This window comes from Paramagnetospirillum sp., from assembly GCF_058402745.1.
Window position 1 is genome coordinate 1 of record NZ_JBZVFI010000006.1, and the last position, 19,889, is coordinate 19,889.

At 68.1% G+C, this 19,889-nt stretch carries 15 protein-coding genes and 1 pseudogene; 11 read left to right on the forward strand and 5 right to left on the reverse strand.

Annotated elements, in window-relative coordinates; genetic code table 11:
- Positions 1 to 297 precede the first annotated feature (297 nt).
- The 8 genes from ACV4UZ_RS03795 to ACV4UZ_RS03830 all read left to right on the forward strand — a co-directional run bounded on the left by ACV4UZ_RS03795 (position 298) and on the right by ACV4UZ_RS03830 (position 10,995).
- On the forward strand, positions 298 to 498 hold the full coding sequence (locus ACV4UZ_RS03795) for a GxxExxY protein (RefSeq protein WP_491599601.1): 201 nt from the start codon (positions 298 to 300) through the stop codon (positions 496 to 498).
- A 62-nt stretch (positions 499 to 560) separates the two neighbouring features.
- Positions 561 to 3,818 (forward strand): carbamoyl-phosphate synthase large subunit, encoded by a 3,258-nt coding sequence (carB, locus tag ACV4UZ_RS03800; protein WP_491599602.1) that lies wholly within the window; start codon positions 561 to 563, stop codon positions 3,816 to 3,818.
- 17 nt (positions 3,819 to 3,835) lie between these two features.
- Complete coding sequence (gene greA / locus ACV4UZ_RS03805; protein ID WP_085372138.1) at positions 3,836 to 4,309, forward strand: transcription elongation factor GreA; 474 nt, start codon at positions 3,836 to 3,838, stop codon at positions 4,307 to 4,309.
- Positions 4,310 to 4,313: 4 nt separating this feature from the next.
- Positions 4,314 to 4,736: a GFA family protein gene (locus tag ACV4UZ_RS03810; RefSeq protein WP_491599603.1), complete on the forward strand. Its 423-nt coding sequence runs from the start codon at positions 4,314 to 4,316 to the stop codon at positions 4,734 to 4,736.
- Positions 4,733 to 5,641, forward strand: a complete 909-nt coding sequence (locus ACV4UZ_RS03815) for a Dyp-type peroxidase (RefSeq protein WP_491599604.1) — start codon at positions 4,733 to 4,735, stop codon at positions 5,639 to 5,641. Before ACV4UZ_RS03810 ends, ACV4UZ_RS03815 begins: the two co-directional genes overlap by 4 nt.
- A 13-nt stretch (positions 5,642 to 5,654) precedes the next feature.
- Positions 5,655 to 6,674: an extracellular catalytic domain type 1 short-chain-length polyhydroxyalkanoate depolymerase gene (locus tag ACV4UZ_RS03820; protein ID WP_491599605.1), complete on the forward strand. Its 1,020-nt coding sequence runs from the start codon at positions 5,655 to 5,657 to the stop codon at positions 6,672 to 6,674.
- 580 nt (positions 6,675 to 7,254) lie between these two features.
- Positions 7,255 to 8,598 carry a hypothetical protein gene (locus ACV4UZ_RS03825; RefSeq protein WP_491599606.1) on the forward strand — a complete coding sequence of 448 codons (1,344 nt, stop codon included), beginning with the start codon at positions 7,255 to 7,257 and terminating at the stop codon, positions 8,596 to 8,598.
- Positions 8,599 to 8,814: 216 nt separating this feature from the next.
- A complete protein-coding gene (locus ACV4UZ_RS03830) occupies positions 8,815 to 10,995 on the forward strand; it encodes a tetratricopeptide repeat protein (protein ID WP_491599607.1) in 2,181 nt (726 codons plus the stop codon).
- 58 nt (positions 10,996 to 11,053) lie between these two features.
- Here the strand turns inward: ACV4UZ_RS03830 and ACV4UZ_RS03835 are convergent, their stop codons facing one another.
- Both ACV4UZ_RS03835 and ACV4UZ_RS03840 read right to left on the reverse strand, forming a co-directional pair.
- Complete coding sequence (locus ACV4UZ_RS03835; protein ID WP_491599608.1) at positions 11,054 to 12,160, reverse strand: CaiB/BaiF CoA transferase family protein; 1,107 nt, start codon at positions 12,158 to 12,160, stop codon at positions 11,054 to 11,056.
- A gap of 93 nt (positions 12,161 to 12,253) precedes the next feature.
- Positions 12,254 to 13,036, reverse strand: coding sequence for an enoyl-CoA hydratase-related protein (locus ACV4UZ_RS03840; RefSeq protein WP_491599609.1), 783 nt, complete (start codon positions 13,034 to 13,036; stop codon positions 12,254 to 12,256).
- 190 nt (positions 13,037 to 13,226) lie between these two features.
- On the opposite strand from ACV4UZ_RS03840, the gene ACV4UZ_RS03845 reads away from it, so the two are divergent.
- The 3 genes from ACV4UZ_RS03845 to ACV4UZ_RS03855 all read left to right on the forward strand — a co-directional run bounded on the left by ACV4UZ_RS03845 (position 13,227) and on the right by ACV4UZ_RS03855 (position 17,459).
- Positions 13,227 to 15,254, forward strand: a complete 2,028-nt coding sequence (locus tag ACV4UZ_RS03845) for an elongation factor G (RefSeq protein ID WP_491599610.1) — start codon at positions 13,227 to 13,229, stop codon at positions 15,252 to 15,254.
- Between the two features lie 169 nt (positions 15,255 to 15,423).
- Entirely contained in the window at positions 15,424 to 17,118 is a 1,695-nt protein-coding gene (locus ACV4UZ_RS03850; protein ID WP_491599611.1) for a HAMP domain-containing methyl-accepting chemotaxis protein, read from the forward strand.
- A gap of 65 nt (positions 17,119 to 17,183) precedes the next feature.
- Positions 17,184 to 17,459: a hypothetical protein gene (locus ACV4UZ_RS03855; protein ID WP_491599612.1), complete on the forward strand. Its 276-nt coding sequence runs from the start codon at positions 17,184 to 17,186 to the stop codon at positions 17,457 to 17,459.
- Between the two features lie 3 nt (positions 17,460 to 17,462).
- Here ACV4UZ_RS03855 and pseI read toward each other — a convergent pair whose 3' ends face one another.
- The 3 genes and pseudogenes from pseI to ACV4UZ_RS03870 all read right to left on the reverse strand — a co-directional run.
- Entirely contained in the window at positions 17,463 to 18,509 is a 1,047-nt protein-coding gene (gene pseI / locus ACV4UZ_RS03860; protein ID WP_491599613.1) for a pseudaminic acid synthase, read from the reverse strand.
- A complete protein-coding gene (gene pseG, locus ACV4UZ_RS03865; RefSeq protein ID WP_491599614.1) occupies positions 18,506 to 19,495 on the reverse strand; it encodes a UDP-2,4-diacetamido-2,4,6-trideoxy-beta-L-altropyranose hydrolase in 990 nt (329 codons plus the stop codon). The genes pseI and pseG overlap by 4 nt, the downstream gene beginning before the upstream one ends.
- Positions 19,496 to 19,668: 173 nt before the next feature.
- Positions 19,669 to 19,749 (reverse strand): annotated as a pseudogene (locus ACV4UZ_RS03870) (GMP synthase (glutamine-hydrolyzing)); the annotation flags it as partial.
- Between the last annotated feature and the right edge of the window lie 140 nt (positions 19,750 to 19,889).

Genomic DNA, 19,889 nt, shown 5'->3' on the forward strand with positions numbered 1-19,889 from the left:
ATCTATCTGGTTCCAGCGAATGAATTAACCACGAAAACACGAAGGCATGAAGGAAAACAAGGTTCAAAGAACCACCCTTTTCATGCCATCTCGAAAGCACCTCGCTGTTAAAGTTCAGCAAAAGACCGGCCCGGGATGCCGGTGAGTTTCAGATAGGTTAAAATTGAGCGCCGTGTACCGGCAGCAATTTCAGCCGCCTTTATTTCCAGGACCAGCGCATCGGCAACGACCAAGTCACCGAAGCGCAGTCCATCATTCCCTTTCAAGCGAAGGCGCCCGTTCCGTCGCTACAAGGGAATGCAACTGGACTGCGCTTACCGGCTTGACTTGGTCGTTGCCGATGCGCTGGTCCTGGAAATCAAGGCGGTTGAGAAATTGCTGCCGGTACACGGCGCTCAATTGTTGACCTATCTGAAACTCACCGGCATCCGGGCCGGTCTTTTGCTGAACTTTAACAGCGAGGTGCTTCGAGATGGCATGAAAAGGGTGGTTCTTTGAACCTTCGTGCTTCCTTCATGCCTTCGTGCCTTCGTGGTTAATTCATTCGCTGGAACCAGACGATGCCCAAACGTACAGATATCAAGTCCATCCTCATCATCGGCGCCGGTCCGATCGTCATCGGACAGGCCTGCGAGTTCGACTATTCCGGCGTGCAGGCGTGCAAGGCGCTGAAGGACGAGGGCTACCGGGTCATCCTGGTCAACTCCAACCCGGCGACCATCATGACCGACCCCGGTCTGGCCGACGCCACCTATATCGAGCCCATCACGCCCGAGATCGTCGCCAAGATCATCGAGAAGGAGCGGCCCGACGCCCTGCTGCCCACCATGGGCGGCCAGACGGCGCTGAACACCGCCATGAAGCTGGCCGATCAGGGCATCCTGGAGAAGTTCGGGGTCGAGATGATCGCCGCCAAGCGCGACGTCATCGCCAAGGCCGAGGACCGGCTCTTGTTCCGCGACGCCATGGACAAGATCGGCCTGGAAAGCCCGAAATCCAAGGTGGTCAAGACCCTGCAGGAGGCGCGCGACGCGCTGGACTTCGTCGGCCTGCCCGCCATCATCCGCCCCAGTTTCACCCTGGCTGGGACCGGCGGCGGCATCGCCTACAACGTGGCGGAATACGAGCACATCGTCTCGGGCGGTCTGGCGGCTTCGCCGGTGCACGAGGTCCTGGTCGAGGAATCGGTGCTCGGCTGGAAGGAATACGAGATGGAGGTTGTCCGCGACAAGAAGGACAACTGCATCATCATCTGCTCCATCGAGAACGTCGACCCCATGGGCGTGCATACCGGTGATTCCATCACCGTCGCCCCGGCGCTGACGCTCACCGACAAGGAATACCAGATCATGCGCAACGCCAGCCTGGCGGTGCTGCGCGAGATCGGGGTGGATACCGGCGGCTCCAACGTGCAGTTCGCGGTCAATCCCAAGGACGGCCGCATGACCGTCATCGAGATGAATCCGCGCGTGTCGCGTTCCTCGGCGCTGGCGTCCAAGGCCACCGGCTTTCCCATCGCCAAGGTGGCGGCCAAGCTGGCGGTGGGCTACACCCTGGACGAGCTGACCAACGACATCACCGGCTGCACGCCCGCGTCGTTCGAGCCGACCATCGACTACGTGGTCACCAAGATTCCGCGCTTCACCTTCGAGAAGTTCCCCGGCGCCGATCCCAACCTCACCACCTCCATGAAGTCGGTGGGCGAGGCCATGGCCATCGGCCGCACCTTCCAGGAATCCCTCCAGAAGGGCCTGCGCTCCATGGAAACCGGCCTGACCGGCCTGGACGAGGTGGAGATCCCCGGCGCCGGTGCCGGCGACATGAAGGACGCGGTGAAATCCGCCCTGGCCAAGCCGCGCCATGACCGTCTGCTGGTCATCGCCCAGGCGTTCCGCTTCGGCCTCTCCATCGACGAGGTCCACGCCGCCTGCTTCTACGACAAGTGGTTCCTGGCCCAGATCAAGGGCATCGTCGACGCCGAGGAGGAGGTCCGCGCCAAGGGCCTGCCCATCGACGCCCCCGGCCTGCTGCGCCTGAAGAAGATGGGCTTCTCGGACCAGCGCCTGTCCAAGCTGTCGGGCAAGACCCTGACGGAGACGGCGTTCCGCCGCGAGGTGCTGAACGTCAAGCCGGTGTACAAGCGCATCGACACCTGCGCCGCCGAGTTCCCCTCGTCCACCGCCTACATGTATTCCTGCTACGAGGGTGACGGGGTCAACGCGCCTGATTGCGAGGCCCAGCCTTCCGACCGCGACAAGGTGATCATCCTGGGCGGCGGACCCAACCGCATCGGCCAGGGCATCGAGTTCGACTATTGCTGCGTCCATGCCGCCTACGCCCTCGACGAGGCCGGCAAGGAGACCATCATGGTCAACTGCAACCCGGAAACGGTGTCCACCGATTACGACACCTCGGACCGCCTGTATTTCGAGCCGCTGACCGCCGAGACGGTGATCGATCTGGTCCGCAAGGAGCAGTCCAACGGCAAGGTGCTGGGCTGCATCGTCCAGTTCGGCGGCCAGACGCCGCTGAAGCTGGCCCACGCCCTCGAGCAGGCCGGCATCCCGATTCTCGGCACCAGCCCGGATTCCATCGACCTGGCCGAGGACCGCGAGCGTTTCCAGAAGCTGCTCCACGATCTCGGCCTGAAGCAGCCCGCCAACGGCACCGCCCGCTCGCTGGAGGAGGCCATCAAGGTGGCCGAGACCATCGGCTATCCCGTGGTGATCCGTCCCAGCTTCGTGCTGGGCGGCCGCGCCATGCAGATCGTCTACGACCACGAGGCGCTGGAGCGCTACATGCACGAGGCGGTCAAGGTCTCGGGCGACGATCCGGTGCTGATCGACTACTACCTGAAGGACGCCATCGAGGTGGACGTGGACGCCCTGTGCGACGGCAGCCAGGTCTATGTCGCCGGCATCATGCAGCACATCGAGGAGGCGGGCATCCATTCGGGCGATTCCGCCTGCTCGCTGCCGCCCTACTCGCTGGACAAGGCCACCATCGCCGAGCTGGAGCGCCAGACGGCGGCCCTGGCCAAGGCCCTGAACGTGGTCGGCCTGATGAACTGCCAGTACGCCATCAAGGACGGCACCATCTACATCCTGGAGGTCAACCCGCGCGCGTCCCGCACGGTGCCCTTCGTCGCCAAGGCCACCGGCGTGCCCATCGCCAAGATCGCCGCCCGTGTCATGGCCGGCGAGACCCTGGCCTCGTTCGGGCTGACCACCCGTCCCGAGCTGAAGCACGTGGCGGTGAAGGAGGCGGTGTTCCCCTTCGCCCGCTTCCCCGGCGTCGACATCCTGCTGGGGCCGGAAATGAAGTCCACCGGCGAGGTGATGGGCATCGATTCCGACTTCGCCCGGGCCTTCGCCAAGAGCCAGCTGGGGGCCGGCACCAACCTGCCCACCGAGGGCGGGGCCTTCATCTCGGTGCGTGACGGCGACAAGCCGGCCATGGTCGAGATCGCCCGTCGCCTGCTGGAGATGGGCTTCAAGGTGATGGCCACCGACGGAACCGCCTTCTACCTGAAGGACCGGGGCGTCACCGGCGTCACCATCGTCAACAAGGTGCTGGAAGGCCGTCCCCATTGCGTCGACGCCATGATGAACGGCCAGGTGCAGCTGGTGGTCAACACCACCGAGGGCAGCCAGGCGGTGAAGGACAGCTTCTCCATCCGCCGCACCGCTCTGACCAACAACATTCCCCACTACACCACGGTGGCCGGCGCCCGCGCCGCCGTCGAGGCCATCGAGGCTATGCGTTGCGGCACGCTTGATGTGGCGCCGCTGCAATCGTACTTTAAGGGGTCGTTCTAGGGGCGTAGGGGCGTTTGATGGAAAAGATACCGATGACTCCGGCCGGGCTGGCCCAGTTGGAGGAAGAGCTCAGGACCCTGAAATCGGTGGAGCGCCCGGCGGTGATCCGGGCCATCGCCGAGGCGCGCGAGCACGGTGATCTGTCGGAAAACGCCGAGTACCACGCGGCGCGCGAGCGCCAGAGCTTCATCGAGGGCCGGGTCTCCGAGCTGGAGGACATCATCTCCCGCGCCCAGGTGATCGACATCGCCAGCCTGTCGGGCGATCAGGTGCGCTTCGGCGCCACCGTCACCCTGGCCGACGAGGATTCCGACGACGAGGTGGTCTACACCATCGTCGGCGCCCACGAGGCCGACATCAAGTCGGGCCGCATGAGCGTGCATTCGCCCCTGGCCCGCGCCCTGATCGGCAAGCATCTGGGCGACACCGTCGAGGTCACCGCGCCGGGCGGGTCCAAGTCGTACGAGATCGTCGACGTCCGCTTCGGGTAGCGGCATGGGCGAGCTTCGCGGCTCCTGCCATTGCGGCGCGGTGGAAATCGCCTATTCCACCGCCAAGCCCCTGGCCATGCGCCGTTGCGGCTGCGGCTTCTGCCGCCGCCATGGCAGCGTCTACACCACCGATCCGGCCGGGCATCTGACCGTCAGGGCGGCGAGGGGGGCGCTCGGCCGTTATCGCTTCGGGCATCGGACCGCCGATTTCCTGCTCTGCGCCCATTGCGGCGTGCTGATGGCGGTGACCGCCGAGATCGACGGCGCCTTGCGCGGCGTGGTCAATCTGGCCGTCATGGAGCCCCCGCCCGATCTTTCCTCTGACATTCCGGTTATGGACTTCGACGCGGAGAGCGAAGAGGATCGCATCGCCCGTCGTGGCCGCAACTGGATCGGTCAAGTCGTCATCGAAGAGGTTCCATCATGACCAAGCCCCAATCGGCCATCTGCGCGGAAGGCGGCGATTTCGGCCTGTTCCTCACCCTGGTGCTGGCCGATGGCGACGTCGCTCCGGTGCGGCGCGTGCTGGCGGCCCTGCCCGACATGACCGACGCCGTGGCCGAACAGGCGGGAGAGCCCGCCTTGGTCAGTTCGGTGGCAATGGGCGCCTCCTGCTGGGATAGACTGACCGGTCGGGAATGCCCCGAGGGGCTGGTTCCCTTCGCGCCCCTGGCCGAGGGCGCCCGCAAGGCGCCCGCCACCCCCGCCGACCTGTTCCTGCACATCCATTCGCCGCGCCACGACGCCAACCTGATGCTGGCCCGCCGGGTGATGGGGGCGCTCGGCTCCCATGTGCGGGTGGTGGAGGAGGTGATGGGCTTCCGCCACATGGGCAAGCGCGACCTCACCGGTTTCGTCGACGGCACCGAGAACCCGGAAGGCGACGAGCGGGCCGAGGTGGCGCTGGTCGCCGACGGCCCCTTCGCCGGCGGCAGTTTCGTCTCCATCCAGCGCTACGTCCACGACCTGCACCGCTGGGAGGCCCTGTCCACCCCCGACCAGGAGGCGGCGATCGGCCGCACCAAGGAAGGCGACGAGGAACTGGACGACGAGGTGAAGCCGCCCTTCGCCCACATCGCTCGGGTGGTGATCGAGGAGGACGGCGAGGAACTGGAAGTGCTGCGCCATTCCATGCCCTACGGCACTACGTCGGAGAACGGCCTTTACTTCATCGCCTACTGCGCCAGCCCGGCGCCGTTCCGCAAGATGCTGGAGCGCATGGTGCTGTCGGCCGGCGACGGCCTGCACGACCGGCTGCTGGACTTCACCCGGGCGGTGACCGGCGCCGCCTTCTTCGCGCCTTCGGCCGAATTCCTGGAATCCCTCGCCTGAGGAGAAGCAGAGCATGATGTCGCGTCTGGGTGCCCTTCTGGCGGCCCTGGCCCTGTGGGCCGTCCCCGCCGGCGCCACCGAGTTCGAACGGATCTCCGGCCTGTCCGCCGGCGGCGGCCAGTTGTGGTGGTGGAACCTGGAGGTCAAGGCCTATGTCCCCGACGCGGCGCGGGGCAAGCCGGGGCCGGTGGTCCTGCTGTTGCACGGCTGCAAGCAGGAGGGCATTCCCTTCGCCACCGACAGCGGCTGGCGCGATCTGGCGGACAAGCGCGGCTTCGCCCTGCTGGTGGCCGAGTTCACCGATTCCGTCTCCGGCGCGCCGGGCAACAACTGCCTGTGGTGGTTCGACGAGAACGAGCGGCTGCCCACCGAGCGGAACATCACCGGCCGGCTGCACCGCGAGGTGCTGGCGGCGCGCGAGGCCTTCGGGCTCAGGGGCGGCGACAATTTCGTCGTCGGCCTGTCGGCGGGCGGCGCCATGGCCCAGGTGCTGCTGGCGGCCCTGCCCGACGATTTCGCCGCCGGCGCTTCCATGGGGGGCGTGCCGGTGGGCTGCGCCCGCATCGGCAATGTCACCGGCGGCTCCTATTTCGCCACGCCCGAGGTGCGGCGCGCCTTCGGCTGCATGGAAGGCCCCGCCGAGGTCAAGCCGGAGCATTGGGCCGGCGAAATCGCCCGCCTGCACGGGGCGCGGCACAAATGGCCGCGTCTGGCCATCTGGCACGGCGACGCCGACAAGACGGTCGCCTGCGTCAACGCGGTGGAAAGCGCCGCGCAGTGGGCCGGGCTGCACGGCGCGGCCCTGCCGTCCTTCACCACCTGCGAGCAGGCCCCCGTCAATCCGCTGGTGTCCGGCCCGACCTGGACCGCTCCCGGCGGGCAAAGCGGACCGGCGGTCGAGCTTTGGCTGCTGCGGGGGTTCGGCCATGCCGCGCCGGTGGCGCCCGCCGCGGGCTGCGGGCGCGAGGGGGCCTATGTGAGCGATGCGGGCAAGTGCGCCGCGTCCGAGATCGCCTCCTTCTTCGGCCTGTAATGCCGTTTGCCGATAGAACCGACTCTTCATGTCATCCTGAGGCGAAGCCCACTGCTGTCCGGTTCAATTGCCTGGGTTCTGGCGGACGGTTTTTTTCACCACCAAGACACCAAGGACACCAAGAGGACATTCCAGGTGCGTCGTGCCCGGACTTGTTCCGGGCATCCACGCCCATCCGCAGGGACTATTGTGTCATAAGGCATTCCAGCGGATCCGCGTGGATGGCCGGGACGATGCCCGGCCATGACGGTGAGGTTGGGCGGGGCGATCAGCTCCGTCCTCTTGGTGTCCTTGGTGTCTTGGTGGTTGAAGAGGCTTATTCCGGTGGAGCCATCTCAAACCAAGCCGGGGCAAGGCAAGAGACCAGTGCTGGCCGAATTGAACCGGACACCCGTGGGCGAAGCCGAAGGATCTTTCAGGCGATGGCAGTAGCCGCCTCAGGCTGAAAGATCCTTCCTCCCTGCGGTCGTCAGGATGACACGTCAATTGAAGTGAGGGCCTGTAACCCACATGACGCAAGTCAAGCCGTCCGGACGTCGCCTGGGCTAGGCTGGCGGCCGTGATTGCCTGGGGAGAGGTCATGAAGCGCACGGTTCCGCTGGTCCTGCTGCTGTTGTCGTCCGCGTCGGCCCTGGCCGCCGAATCCGCCATGGAGGCCCGCAACTGGGTGGCCCGCCGCCTGGCGGCGGAAAGTCACCTGCAGGTGGAGGTGTCGGGCGTCGAGGCCATGGGGGCGGCCTGCCGGGTCTCGGGCACGGTGCGCAAGGTCTTCGCCGGCAAGACGCGGGCGGGCGAGGCTCTGTCCTTCCGCCTGCCCTGCGGACCCGAGTCCTTCTGGCCGGCGGAAAAGCTGCGATCGGCCAGGGTGGCCGAGGTCTTCGTCAAGCCCGGCCTGGACGGTCTGGATGCCGCCGATGACGGCCAGGGCCTCCGCCTGCTGGCCGCCGTGACCGAAGCGCCCCAATCGGTGGACGACCCCGCCCTGGTGCGCGAGATGACCGAATCCATCGCCCGCTACCGCATCGATGCCGAGGTCAAGCGCCGCGACCCGGCCGCCGCCCTGGCCCTGGCGCGGGTGGCCGATCCGGCGTTGCGGGCCCGGCTGCTGGCCCATGCCGCCGGCCTGATGAGCGTGCGCCGCCTGCCCGAGGCCGAGGCGACCGCCGAGGAGGCGGTGGCGGCGGTCAAGGCGCTGCCTGACGCCGAAACCCGTCTGGAGGCGGGGCTGGTGGCGCTGGAATCCCTGGCCATGGGCCAGGCGAGGAAGGGGGCGCTGGCCCTGGCCGCCCTGCTGGAGCCCCAGGTGGACGCGCTGACCGTCCCGTCCCGGCGCGACGCCGCCACCCTGGTACTGTACGGGGCCCGTGTGCGTGCCGACGATCCGGCCGCCGGCTTCGTCTCGCTCTCCAAGGTGACCGACCCGGCGACGCGCCGCGACCGCCTCGCCAACATGCCCTTCGCGCAAAAGGATTTCAGCCCGGTCAACCCGGACTCGCTCGGCTGGATGGACCGGTTGCTGGCCGGGGCCGAGGCCCTGCCCGCCGGCGCGTTCCGCACCGAGGCGCTGACCCAGCTGTGCCGCACCGCCCAGCGTTCGGCCTTCGAGATGACCCGGATGCCCGATCTGCTGACCAAGGCCGCCGCCATGGCCGAACTGGCGGCCAGGCGGCGCCACGCCCCCTCGGCCCAGCTGCTGGCCCTGATCCGCGAGGCCGAGGGCGGCGCGGCGGCCCGGGCCGAGGCGGCCCGCTGGCACGCGGTGTCGGCCACCGGCTTCGACGGCGCCATGACCTCGCGCTCCGAGGCGTTGAAGACGCTGGCCACCTTCTCGGCGGCCGAGCGCGTCGCCGCCGCCCGGCTGCTTCAGCCCGGCTCGGCCGGCGAGGTCTCGCCCGCCCGCCTGGTGGAATTGGCGGCGAAGTAACGCGGCCGGGCCTGTTTCGTCGGCGGCATGACGTTCGACATAGTTATCCCTGTCGTGCGTCCAGGGTCGCAACAGCAGTGACGTGATGGTGATTAATATCCGTTCATTTGCATTTGACGAATCTTGACGATCAGGCGGTTTCATTGCCCTGCCGCCTTGCCTCGGCACTCCGCGACGTGCCATCGTTCCCCCCAGAGCAATTGCGGGGAAACCACATTGGCCGACGACTTCGCCAAGGCAGTCGAGCTCCATCAGGCGGGCAGGCTGCTTGACGCCGTCGATATCTACCAGCGGATTCTGTCCGCCGATCCGTATCACGAGGGAGCCAACCACCTGTTGGGCGTGGCCTGCTCCCAGATGGGGCAGTTCGATCTGGCCATCCATCTGATCGGCGAAGCCATCCGGTCCAACGCCCGGGTCCCCGATTACCACGTCAATCTGGGCAACGCCCTGTTCAGCGCCCGCCGCCTGCCCGAGGCCGAGGAATCCTACCGTCGCGCCCTGGGGCTCAATCCGGATATTCCCGAAGCGCTGTTCGGCCTGGGCAACACCATGGCCCAGACCGGCCGCCTGGACGAGGCGCTGACCGCCCTGGACCGGGCGCTGGCCTTGCGACCGGCCTTCGTCGAGGCCCTGGCCAACATGGCGGGGGTGCTGAACCGCCTGGGCCGCCCGGCCGAGGCGGTGGAGAAGCTGCGGCGCGCCGTGGCCGAGCGTCCGGGTGAAGCCAGCCTGCACGCCGACCTGGGCCGCGCCCTGCTGGCCTCCGACCGGGCGGTGGAGGCCGATGTCTCCGTCTGCCGCGCCCTGCGGCTGGCGCCCGAATCCGTTCCGGTGCTGGTCGCCGCTTCCGACGTCATCCGGGCGCGGGGGCGGGTGGAGGAGGCCATGGAGCATGCGGCCCGCGCCGCCGAGCTCGCCCCCAATTATCCCCCGGCCGTGCTGATCCTGGCCCGCCAGCTGCGGGCCATGGGACGCGATGAACTGGCCGCCGAGACCTATCTGCGGCTGGCCGGAATCGAAGGCTCCGGCGTGGCCCACCTGTTCGAGGCGGCCAACGCCATGAACGAGATGCGCCGTCTGCCCGAGGCGGTGGCCCTCTACCAGACCCTGCTGGCCCGCGAGCACGATCATTCCGAGGTGTGGAACAATCTGGGCAACGCGCTGCGCGAGCAGGGCGAGCTGGAGCGCGCCGCCGAGTGCTACGAGACCGCCGAAAGGCTCAGTCCCCACGACCCCATCGTCATGGCCAACCGCGCCGCCCTGCTGGGCAGCCTGGGCCGGGTCGAGGAGGCCGAGGCCTTGAGCCGGCGGGTGGTGGAACTGTCGCCCGGCGCGGCCATACCGCTCAGCAATCTGGGTCAGGCCCTGTACGCCCAAGGCCGCCTCTCCGAGGCCCAGGACCAGTTCGACGCCGCCGGGGCCGCCGACCCGAACAACGACGACATCCGCTTCCACCGGGGCATCGTGCGGCTGAAGCAGGGCGATTACGCCGAGGGCTGGGCGCTCTACGAGGCGCGCTGGGGCAACCGCAAGCGCCAGGAGCCCCACCGGCATCCCGGCATTCCCCAATGGCTGGGCGAGGCGCCGGAGGGCCGCTCCCTGCTGCTGTGGTCGGAGCAGGGGTTCGGCGACACCCTGCAATTCGTCCGCTACGCCCCCCTGGCGGCGGCCCGGGGCGCCAGGGTGGTCCTGGAGGTGCAACCGGCCCTGGTCCCGTTGCTGCGAGGCATGCCGGGCGTCGCCCGGGTGGTGGCGGTGGGGGGCGAGACCGGTCCGGTCGACCTGCAGGCGCCGCTGATGAGCCTGCCGCTGGCCTTCGGCACCACGTTGGAGACCATTCCGGCGCCCATCCCCTATCTGGCGCCGCCGTCCGACCGTCTGGAACCCTGGACGCGGCGATTGCACAATACCGTGCCGTCCGGCCCGCGAATCGGTCTGGTGTGGGCGGGGGATTCCCGCGAACACGATATCGAATGCACGTTGATCGACCGCCGCCGCTCGCTGGCGTTGAAGCGGATGGAGCCGCTTCTGGCGGTGGACGGCGCCCGCTTCGTCAGCCTGCAGGTGGGCAAGCAGGGATTGCAGGCCAGGGACGAGCCCCGTATCGCCGACCTCACCTCCGGCATCACCGATTTCGCCGACACCGCCGCCCTGATCAACGGCCTCGATCTGGTGATCAGCGTCGATACCTCCACCGCCCATCTGGCCGCCGCCATGGGCAAGCCGGTCTGGCTGCTGTCGCGTTTCGACGGCTGCTGGCGCTGGCTGACGGGCCGCGACGACAGCCCGTGGTATCCCGGCATGCGCCTCTACCGCCAGCCCAAGGCCGGCGACTGGGAAACGCCAGTGGCGCGTATGGCGGCGGATCTGGCGGCCTGGCTGAAGGGGAGATAGCGGGCGGCACGCCCGCGCTCCGTAAGGCTTGGAGCGCGGGCGTCCCGCCCGCCCGTCCTCAAGACCATCCGGCGATGACCGCCTCGGCCGGTTTCTCGGTCAGCGGCCTGCGGCGGCGGGGGCGTTCGCCTTCCATCAACACGGGCAGCAGCACCTCGACCAGCCCCTGCTCGCTCAGATGGGTGAAGCCGCGCTCCACGTGGTGGGGGTGGCCGGCGACCTCGTGGGGCTCCAAGACCGGCTCGAAGGTGCAGTCGGCGGGCTCCAGCAGGGTACTCCACTCGGCCAGGGTCCTGGAGGCGAACAGATCCTCCATCTCCCGGATCATGGCGGTCTGGGGCATAGGCTCGTTCTGGCGGGCCACCCAATCGGGCCTGCCTACCGCGGCGCAGAAGGATTGCCAGAACTTCTCCTCCAGGGCGGCGATGGCGGCGAAGCGGCCGTCCCTGGTCTTGTAGACGCGGTAATGGGCGGCGCCGCCGTTGATCAGGTCGTGCTCGCGTTTGGGATCGCCCCAGCGATGCGCCATGGTCAGCACGCCGCCCATCCACGACAGCGCCGCCTCGGCCAGGGAAATGTCGATGGTGGTGCCCTTGCCCGAGGTGGCGCGCTTCAGCAGCGCCGCAAGAATGGAATTGACCGCCAGCATGGCCCCGGCATGGTCGGCGAGCGGCGGGAAGGTCATGACGGGACGCTCGGCCGGGCCGCTGGCGGCCAAGAGGCCGGTCACCGCCAGATAGGTGACGTCATGGCCGGCCCTGGTGGCGAAGGGGCCGGTGCCGCCATAGCCCGAGAGCGCGCAATGGACCAGCCGGGGGTTGATCTCGTGCAGGCGCTTGATGCCGAAGCCCAGGCGTTCCATCACGCCGGGGCGAAAGCCCTCCAGCAGCACGTCGGCCTTGGCCACCAGTTCGGCGAAGCGGGCCTTGCCGTCCTCGGATTTGAGATCCAGCGTCACGATGGTCTTGTTGGCGTTGGCCAGCTTGTAGAAGGCGGTGGTGCCGTCGGCGTCCACCGGTCCCATGGTGCGCATGGGATCGCCGGCCGGGCTTTCCACCTTGATGACTTCGGCGCCCAGGTCGGACAGCCACAAGGTGGCCAGCGGGCCGGGAATGTACATGGAGAGGTCGAGGACCTTCAGCCCGGCGAGGCAATCGGCGATCATGTTTGGCTCCTTGGGAAATGCATCGTCATCGCCGGGCTTGACCCGGCGATCAATGGATACCCGGATCAAGTCCGGGCATGACGGTAAAGAGGATCATCCCGGCCAGTTCGGCTTTCTCTTCTCGGTCAGCGCGGTGACGCCCTCGCGGCATTCGGGCGTGGCGCGGGCGTCCACGAACTGGGCCACGGTGTAGCGCATCAGGTCGGGGCCGGCGGGGCTGTCGTCCACCACGCGCAGCATGTCCTTGGCGGCGGCCTGGGCCTTGGGCGCGCCCTTCAGCACGGCTTCCACCATCAGGTCGCGGGCGGCGTCCAGTTTGTCAGCGGCCACCACGGCGTGGACGAGGCCCAGGCGCAGCGCCTCGCGCGCATCGAAGCGTTCGCCCGACAGGACGTAGCGGCGCATGGCCCGGGTGCCGATGGCGGCGGCCATGGCCGGCATGATCAGGGTGGGCGAGAAGCCGGCGCGCACCTCGGGCAGCGAGAAGCTGGCCTCTTCCGACGCCACCGCCATGTCGGCGCAGGCGACGATGCCGGCCCCCATGCCCAGGGCGGCGCCCTGGATTCTGGCGATGACCGGCTTGGCGCAGCGGTCGATGGCGTCGAGCATCACCGCCATCTGCATGGCGCTGCGACTGGCCTCCTCGGCATCCTGGTCGAGCAGGGCCCGGGTCCAGCCGATGTCGCCGCCGGCGCAGAAGCTGGCCCCCTGGCCCTCGATCACCACGACGCGCACCACGTCGGCGACCGACAGTTTCTGGAAGGTCTGGGCCAGGTTGCCCACCATCTGCTCGTCGAGCGCATTGTGCAGCTCGGGGCGGCACAGCGTCACCGTGGCGATGGCGCCGCTGATCTTGACGTGGATGTGGTCGGCCATGAGAACCCCTCCCCGGAACGGTTGGTTCAGTAAACCACGCCGGAACCCTCGGACCAAGACGCAAGCAGTGCTGCCCTGTCTCGGCTGCGCGCCATTTCCTGTTGCCAGAGGGCGGTTTGACTGAAACCATGGCGGGGCTGGGCGCAGGGGGTTCCGGCACCCAGCCAGAACAAGAAATTCCGGAGGGTCCATGACGTCCAAGTCTCCTTCCCCGCCGCGCGCCTGCGCCCTGGTCGGGCCGTTCGCCGCCGGCAAGACCAGCCTGCTGGAAGCCATGCTGTTCGCCTGCGGCGCCATCGGCCGCCAGGGCCGCATCAAGGACGGCACCACCACCGGCGATTCCAGTCCCGAGGCCCGCGCCCGCCTGATGAGCGTCGAGCCCAACATCGCCGGCGCCGAATACCTGGGCGAGAAGTGGACCTTCATCGACTGTCCCGGCTCGGTGGAGTTCCAGCAGGATTCCTACAACGCCCTGATGGCCGTGGACGTGGCGGTGGTGGTGTGCGAACCCGACCCCGCCCGCGCCGTGATGGTCGCCCCGATGCTGAAATTCCTGGACGAGCGCAAGATTCCGCACCTGCTGTTCGTCAACAAGATCGATGCCGCCGGGACGCGCCTGAAGGAGACGCTGGAGGCGCTGCAGGCGGTGTCCGACCGCCCGCTGGTGATGCGCGAGATCCCCATCCGCGAGGGTGACGCCGTCACCGGCTACATCGATCTGGTCAGCGAGCGGGCCTACAAGTACCGCCCCGGCCAGTCCTCGGCGGTGATCAAGATTCCCGACGCCCTGAAGGGCGAGGAAAGCGCGGCGCGCCAGGAGATGCTCGAGCATCTGGCCGATTTCGACGACCACCTGATGGAAGAGCTGCTGGAAGACATCCAGCCCCCCGCCGAGGAGGTCTATGCCGATCTGGGCAAGGATCTGGCGGAAGACCTGATCGTGCCGGTGTTCTTCGGTTCGGCCGAGAATGATGGCGGCATCCACCGCCTTCTGAAGGCGCTGCGCCACGACGCTCCCGGCCCGGCCGCCACCGCCGCCCGTCTCGGCATCGCGACCGAGGGCGGCGCCCTGGCCACGGTGTTCAAGACCGTCCACGCCGCCCATACCGGCAAGCTCAGTTTCGCCCGCGTGTGGCGGGGCGAGTTCGCCGACAACCAGTCCCTGGAGGTGGGCCGTATCGGCGGCCTTTACCTGATGACCGGCGGCACGCCCACCAAGGTGGCCAAGGCGGGAATGGGCGACGTCTGCGCCTTCGGCCGCCTGGACGGGGTCGCCACCGGCCAGGTGATCGGCGGCGCCGATGCCGGCATGGAGCCCTGGCCCGCCCCGCTGCCGCCGCTGTTCGCCTTCGCCCTGGCCGCCGAGAAGAAGGGCGACGACGTCAAGCTGACCGGCGCCATCGCCAAGCTGGCCGAGGAAGACCCGTCGCTGTCGCTGGACCACGGCGAGTTCGGCGAGCAGGTGCTGCGCGGCCAGGGCGAGATTCATCTGCAGGTGGCCATCGACCGTCTGAAGAGCCGCTTCAACATGGCCGTCGTGACCGCCAAGCCGACGGTCCCCTACAAGGAGACCATCAGGAAGTCCACCTCGGTCCACGGTCGCCACAAGAAGCAGTCGGGGGGCCACGGCCAGTTCGGCGACATCCACATCGACATCGCGCCGCTGCCGCGCGGCTCGGGCTTCAAGTTCGTGGACAAGATCGTCGGCGGCGTGGTGCCGCGCCAGTACATCCCCTCGGTGGAGGAAGGCGTCATCGACTTCCTCAGGCAGGGGCCGTTCGGGTTTCCGGTGGTCGATCTGCAGGTGACGCTGACGTCGGGCAGCTACCACACGGTGGACAGCTCGGACATGGCCTTCAAGACGGCGGCCCGCATCGCCATGAGCGAGGGCATGCCCCAGTGCGAGCCGGTGCTGCTGGAACCCGTCCTGGCGGTGGAGATCTCGGTGCCCGCCGATTTCACCGCCAAGGCCCAGCGCATCGTCTCCGGCCGCCGGGGCCAGATTCTCGGCTATGACGCCAAGGACGGCTGGCAGGGCTGGGACACCGTCTCGGCCTACCTGCCCCAGGCCGAGATGGACGACCTGATCGTCGAGCTGCGCTCGCTGACCATGGGGGTGGGAACCTTCTCGTGGAGGTTCGACCACCTGCAGGAGATATCGGGCCGCGTCGCCGACAAGGTGGTGGAAGCCCGCAAGGAGGCTCTGGCCAACGCCTGATTGCCACCGAGTTGCCGGTCGAAGAGGGCGTCTCTCTGGGGACGCCCTCTTTTTTGTCGTCGCTATCCCTAGCCCGCATAAGGTCTTTCACTGATCTGACTTTTTGCATATACTTATCGGATATCATATGCCAATGGGTATATTCCTCGGCGCTGTGCGAGAGGGGGCGATGATGTTGGCAAATCTACGCATTTCGGCGCGGTTGTCGCTGCTGACGATCGCCATGGTGCTTCTGGTGGCGGTTGTCGCGGTTCTGGGCTTTCGCGGCATGGGCACCATGGAAGCCCGCATGAAATCCATGTACGAGGACCGGGTCGTCTGTCTCGGACAATTGTCCACCATACTGGATTCGCTTCATCGCATCCGGGTTCGCCTGATCTGGGCGGTGGAGGCGAGCACGCCGGATTCCCGTGCCCAGCAGGTGCTAAAGATCAGCGAGTACGAGACGATCATCGACAAGGAGTGGAAGGATTATTCCGGCACCACGCTGACGTCGGAGGAGAAGGCTCTCGCCGATCGGCTGAAGGGTGAGATGGCGGTGCTGCGGGTCGACCGGACCAAGGTGATCGAGGCGCTGAAGGCCGGCGACGGTGCGGTCGCCATGGCCGGCATCGACATGAATGGTGAGCCGGCCAGGCATTTCATCGCCGCCACCGACACCCTGAAGGAGCTTCTGGCCCTTCAGGTGCGGGTGGGCAAGGACGAGTTCGTCGCCGCCGAGAATGCCTATGATTCCACCTTCGCGACCTCGCTGACGGTCATGCTGGCGGGGCTTGCCGTCGCCTTGGGCTTCACCCTGCTGATCGCCCGCTCCATCACGGTGCCGGTGGCGGCCTCCATCCATGTGATGGAGCGTCTGGCCCGGGATGATACCTCGGTGGAGGTCATGGGGCAGGATCGTCGGGACGAGGTGGGAGACATCGCGCGCTCGGTCCAGGTGTTCAAGCAGAACGCCTTGGACAAGAAGCGGCTGGAGGCCGAATCCGAAGCCGCCAAGGCCAAGGCGGCCGCCGATCACAAGGCGGAAATGAATCGCCTGGCCGGGGAGTTCGAGGCCGGCGTCGCCCATGTGGTGGATAACGTGGCCGGGGCGTCCGGCGAATTGGAGCATACGGCCCAGACCATGTCGGCCCTGGCCGGCCAGGTGTCGGCTCAGGCCAGTGCCGTGGCGGCGGCATCGGAGCAGGCGGCGGCCAATGTCCAGACCGTGGCCGCCGCCACCGAGGAATTGTCCAGCTCGGTCTCTGAAATCGGCCGGCAGGTGAGCGAATCCGCCCGGGTCGCCCGCAATGCCGTGGACGAGGCCGCCCATACCGACGCCATCGTTCGCGGCCTGTCCGAGGCGGCGGGGCGAATCGGCGAAGTGATCCGCCTGATCAACGACATCGCCAGCCAGACCAACCTGCTGGCCTTGAACGCCACCATCGAGGCGGCCCGCGCCGGCGAGGCCGGCAAGGGCTTTGCCGTGGTGGCCGGCGAGGTGAAGAATCTCGCCAATCAGACCGCGCGCGCCACCGAGGAAATCGGCCAGCAGATCACTGCGGTGCAGACCGAGACCGGCCGTGCGGTCGATGCCATCCATTCGGTCGGCGCCACCATCGGCCGCATTGACGAAATCGCCGCGGCCATCGCCTCGGCGGTGGAGCAGCAATCCGCCGCCACCCAGGAGATCGCCCGCAATGTGGAACAGGCGGCACGGGGCACCCAGGAGGTTTCCTCCAACATCGCGGGTGTCACCTCGGCGGCGGCGGAGACCGGCGGCGCGGCCCAGACCGTCCTGGGCGCCGCCCGGCGGTTGACGGAGGAGTCGGGGGTGTTGCGTCACTCGGTGGGGGACTTCGTCGCCAAGGTGAAGAACGGCTGAGGCTGGCTTTTCGCCCGGATGGGATGGTATAGAGCGGGCTCCAGGCTGACCGGAGGAGCCCGCTCATGGAAGACAACCGCGAGATGTTCGAGGAGATCGCCGCCCTGATCGGCTCCATCGCCAAGGCGTTCGACCTTTCCGACACCGACGTGGTGGCCGCCATCGAGCAGGGCGGGCTGGCCATGGAGATGATCACCGACGACGAGGGCCGCAATTGCGTCGAGGTCGCCCACGAGGGCCGCGTCGCCCGCATCTATCCCGGCGCCATCTTCCGGGTCGGTGACCAGGCCCCGGCCCAGGACGACGATTGCGGCGGCGGCGGCTGTTCCTGCGGCCACTGAGCCCTATTCGATCATCGACCAGTCGAAGGCGGTGCCGCGCGGCACCGCCTTGCGCGCCGTGCGGCCCAGGATTTCCGGCAGGAACTTGGGCTCCAGCCCATAGCCGGGGCGGATGGAGCGCACCTTGTCCTCGGTGATGACGTCGCCGGGGTGGAGGTCTTCCACCACGTAGAGCGAGCGGCGGAACACCCTGGACCCCTGTTCGCACTCGGCCAGGGCGTAGGAGATGCGTCCGCGCGCCACCCAGGCGGCGCGGCAGTCGCGGACCAGCTGGGCCAGTTCCTCGGGCTCCAGCGAGAAGTGGGAATCGAGGCCCCCATCGGCGCGCCGAAGCGTGAAGTGCTTCTCGATGACCGAGGCGCCGAGAGCCACCGCCGCCACCGCCACCGCCGTGCCCTGGGTGTGGTCCGACAGTCCCACCGGCACGCCGAAGGCCTGGGCCATGTGGGGGATGGTGGCCAGATTGGCGTCCTCGGTGGGGGCGGGGTAGGAGCTGATGCAGTGGAGCAGCACCAGCCCGTCATTGCCGGCCCGGCGCACGGTCTCCACCGTGGCGGCGATGTCGCCCAGCCCCGCCATGCCGGTGGAGACGATGATCGGCTTGCCCTTGGACGCCGCGTGGGAGACCAGGCCGGGATCGGCCATCTCGAAGCTGGCGATCTTGAAGGCGGGGGCGTCGAGTTCGGCCAGGAAGTCCACCGCCGCCTTGTCGAAGGGCGAGGAAAAGACGATCAGTCCCAGTTCGCGGCCGCGCTCGAACAGCCTGGGGTGCCAGTCCCAGGGGGTCTGTGCCTCGGCGTAGAGGTCGTAGAGCTTGCGTCCGCCCCAGGGGCCGCCCTCGATGACGAAATCGGGGCGGTCGCAATCGATGGTGATGGCGTCGGGCTTCAGGGTCTGCAGCTTGACCGCGTCGGCTCCGGCGGCGGCCGCCGCCTCCAGCAGGGCCAGGGCGCGCCCCAGATCGCCGTTGTGGTTGGCGCTCATCTCGGCGATGACGAAGGGCGGATGGTCGGGGCCGATGGGACGGCCGGCGATGGAAATGTCGGTCATGAGCGCAGCTCTTTCAACGAGGGAAGGCGGATCAGGACATCGGCGACGCGCGCCGCGCCCCGGCCGTCGCACAGGGCGGCGGCGGAATGGGCGAGGGATTGCAGGATGCCGGGCTCGGCGGCCAGCTCCTGCAATTGCCCGGCGATGGTGTCGGGGGTGGCGATCCAGGCGGCCCCCGCCTCGGCCACCAACCGCGCGATGTCCTTCTGGTTGTCGGCGATGACCAGCATCAGCGACGGCAGGCCCAGGCAACAGCGCTCCCAGGTGGTGGTGCCGGCGGCACCGATGGCGAGATCGGCCTCGGCCATCAACCCGGCCATGTCGCTCACCCCCACCAGAACCCGCGTCCCCGCCATGGCGGCGGCCCGGGCACGCACGGATTCGAGGTGCGGCGCCCTGGCTCCCATCACCACGTCGGTGTCGAGGGCGAGACCCGAGGCGGCGACGGCGTCCAGCACCCGGCCGGTGACGTCGTCGGGATCGGTGCCGCCCAGGGTGACCAGCAGGCGCCCAAGGCGGCCGTCGCGCCGCGCCAGCGAGGCCTCGCGGGCGGCTCCGAATTGCGGGCGCAGCAGGGCGTAGCCGGCTCCGGCCAGGACGACGCTGTTGTGGGGCACCAGGTCGCGGTACTCCTCCGGCCCACGGCCATGGGTCTGGTCCAGCAGCAGGTCGCAGTGATGGCGGCGGTCGGGGCGGTCGTCGATGGCCATCACCGCGCTGGTCTGGCTGCGCACCAGCGCCTCGTAGGCGACGTCCAGGCCGTAATGGTCGATCACGGCCAGGGCGGCCCCGAAGGGCAGTCTGTCCGGAGCCAGGACGGGGTAGGGCAAGGCCGGCACCAGTTCCTGCGTCCCCGGGGCCGAGACGAAGACGCATTCGGCGCCGCGCCCCGCCAGTTCGTCGGCCAGGGTCAGGCAGCGCATGACATGGCCGGTGCCGATGGTCACCGAGGCGTCGCAGCGGAACAGGATCAGGGGCTTGGTCACGGGCCGGCTATCCAGGGAAACACCGGAGAAAGTATAGGCGGGGTGGGGCCGTCGGGCAAACGAACCGCGATCTCCCGCCCCGGACCCGGAAAGATCCCGCCACCGTCGACGTCGGCCAGGAAGCCGGAAGTGGGGGGCGACGGGTCAGGCGAGCGCCCAACCCACCGGCAATCCTACTCCCACTCGATGGTGCCCGGCGGCTTCGAGGTGATGTCGTAGGTCACGCGGTTGATGCCCTTGACCTCGTTGATGATGGACACGCGCCGCCTAACCCTTTGAAATTCCTAGCCTGAACTTTGGGCCTGAGTGCCCGATATGGGCTGTTTCAGGGCCAGGGTACCCCCAAAATCACCCCCAGTACAGACCCCTTCAAAGCCAGTCGAACCGGGGCTTG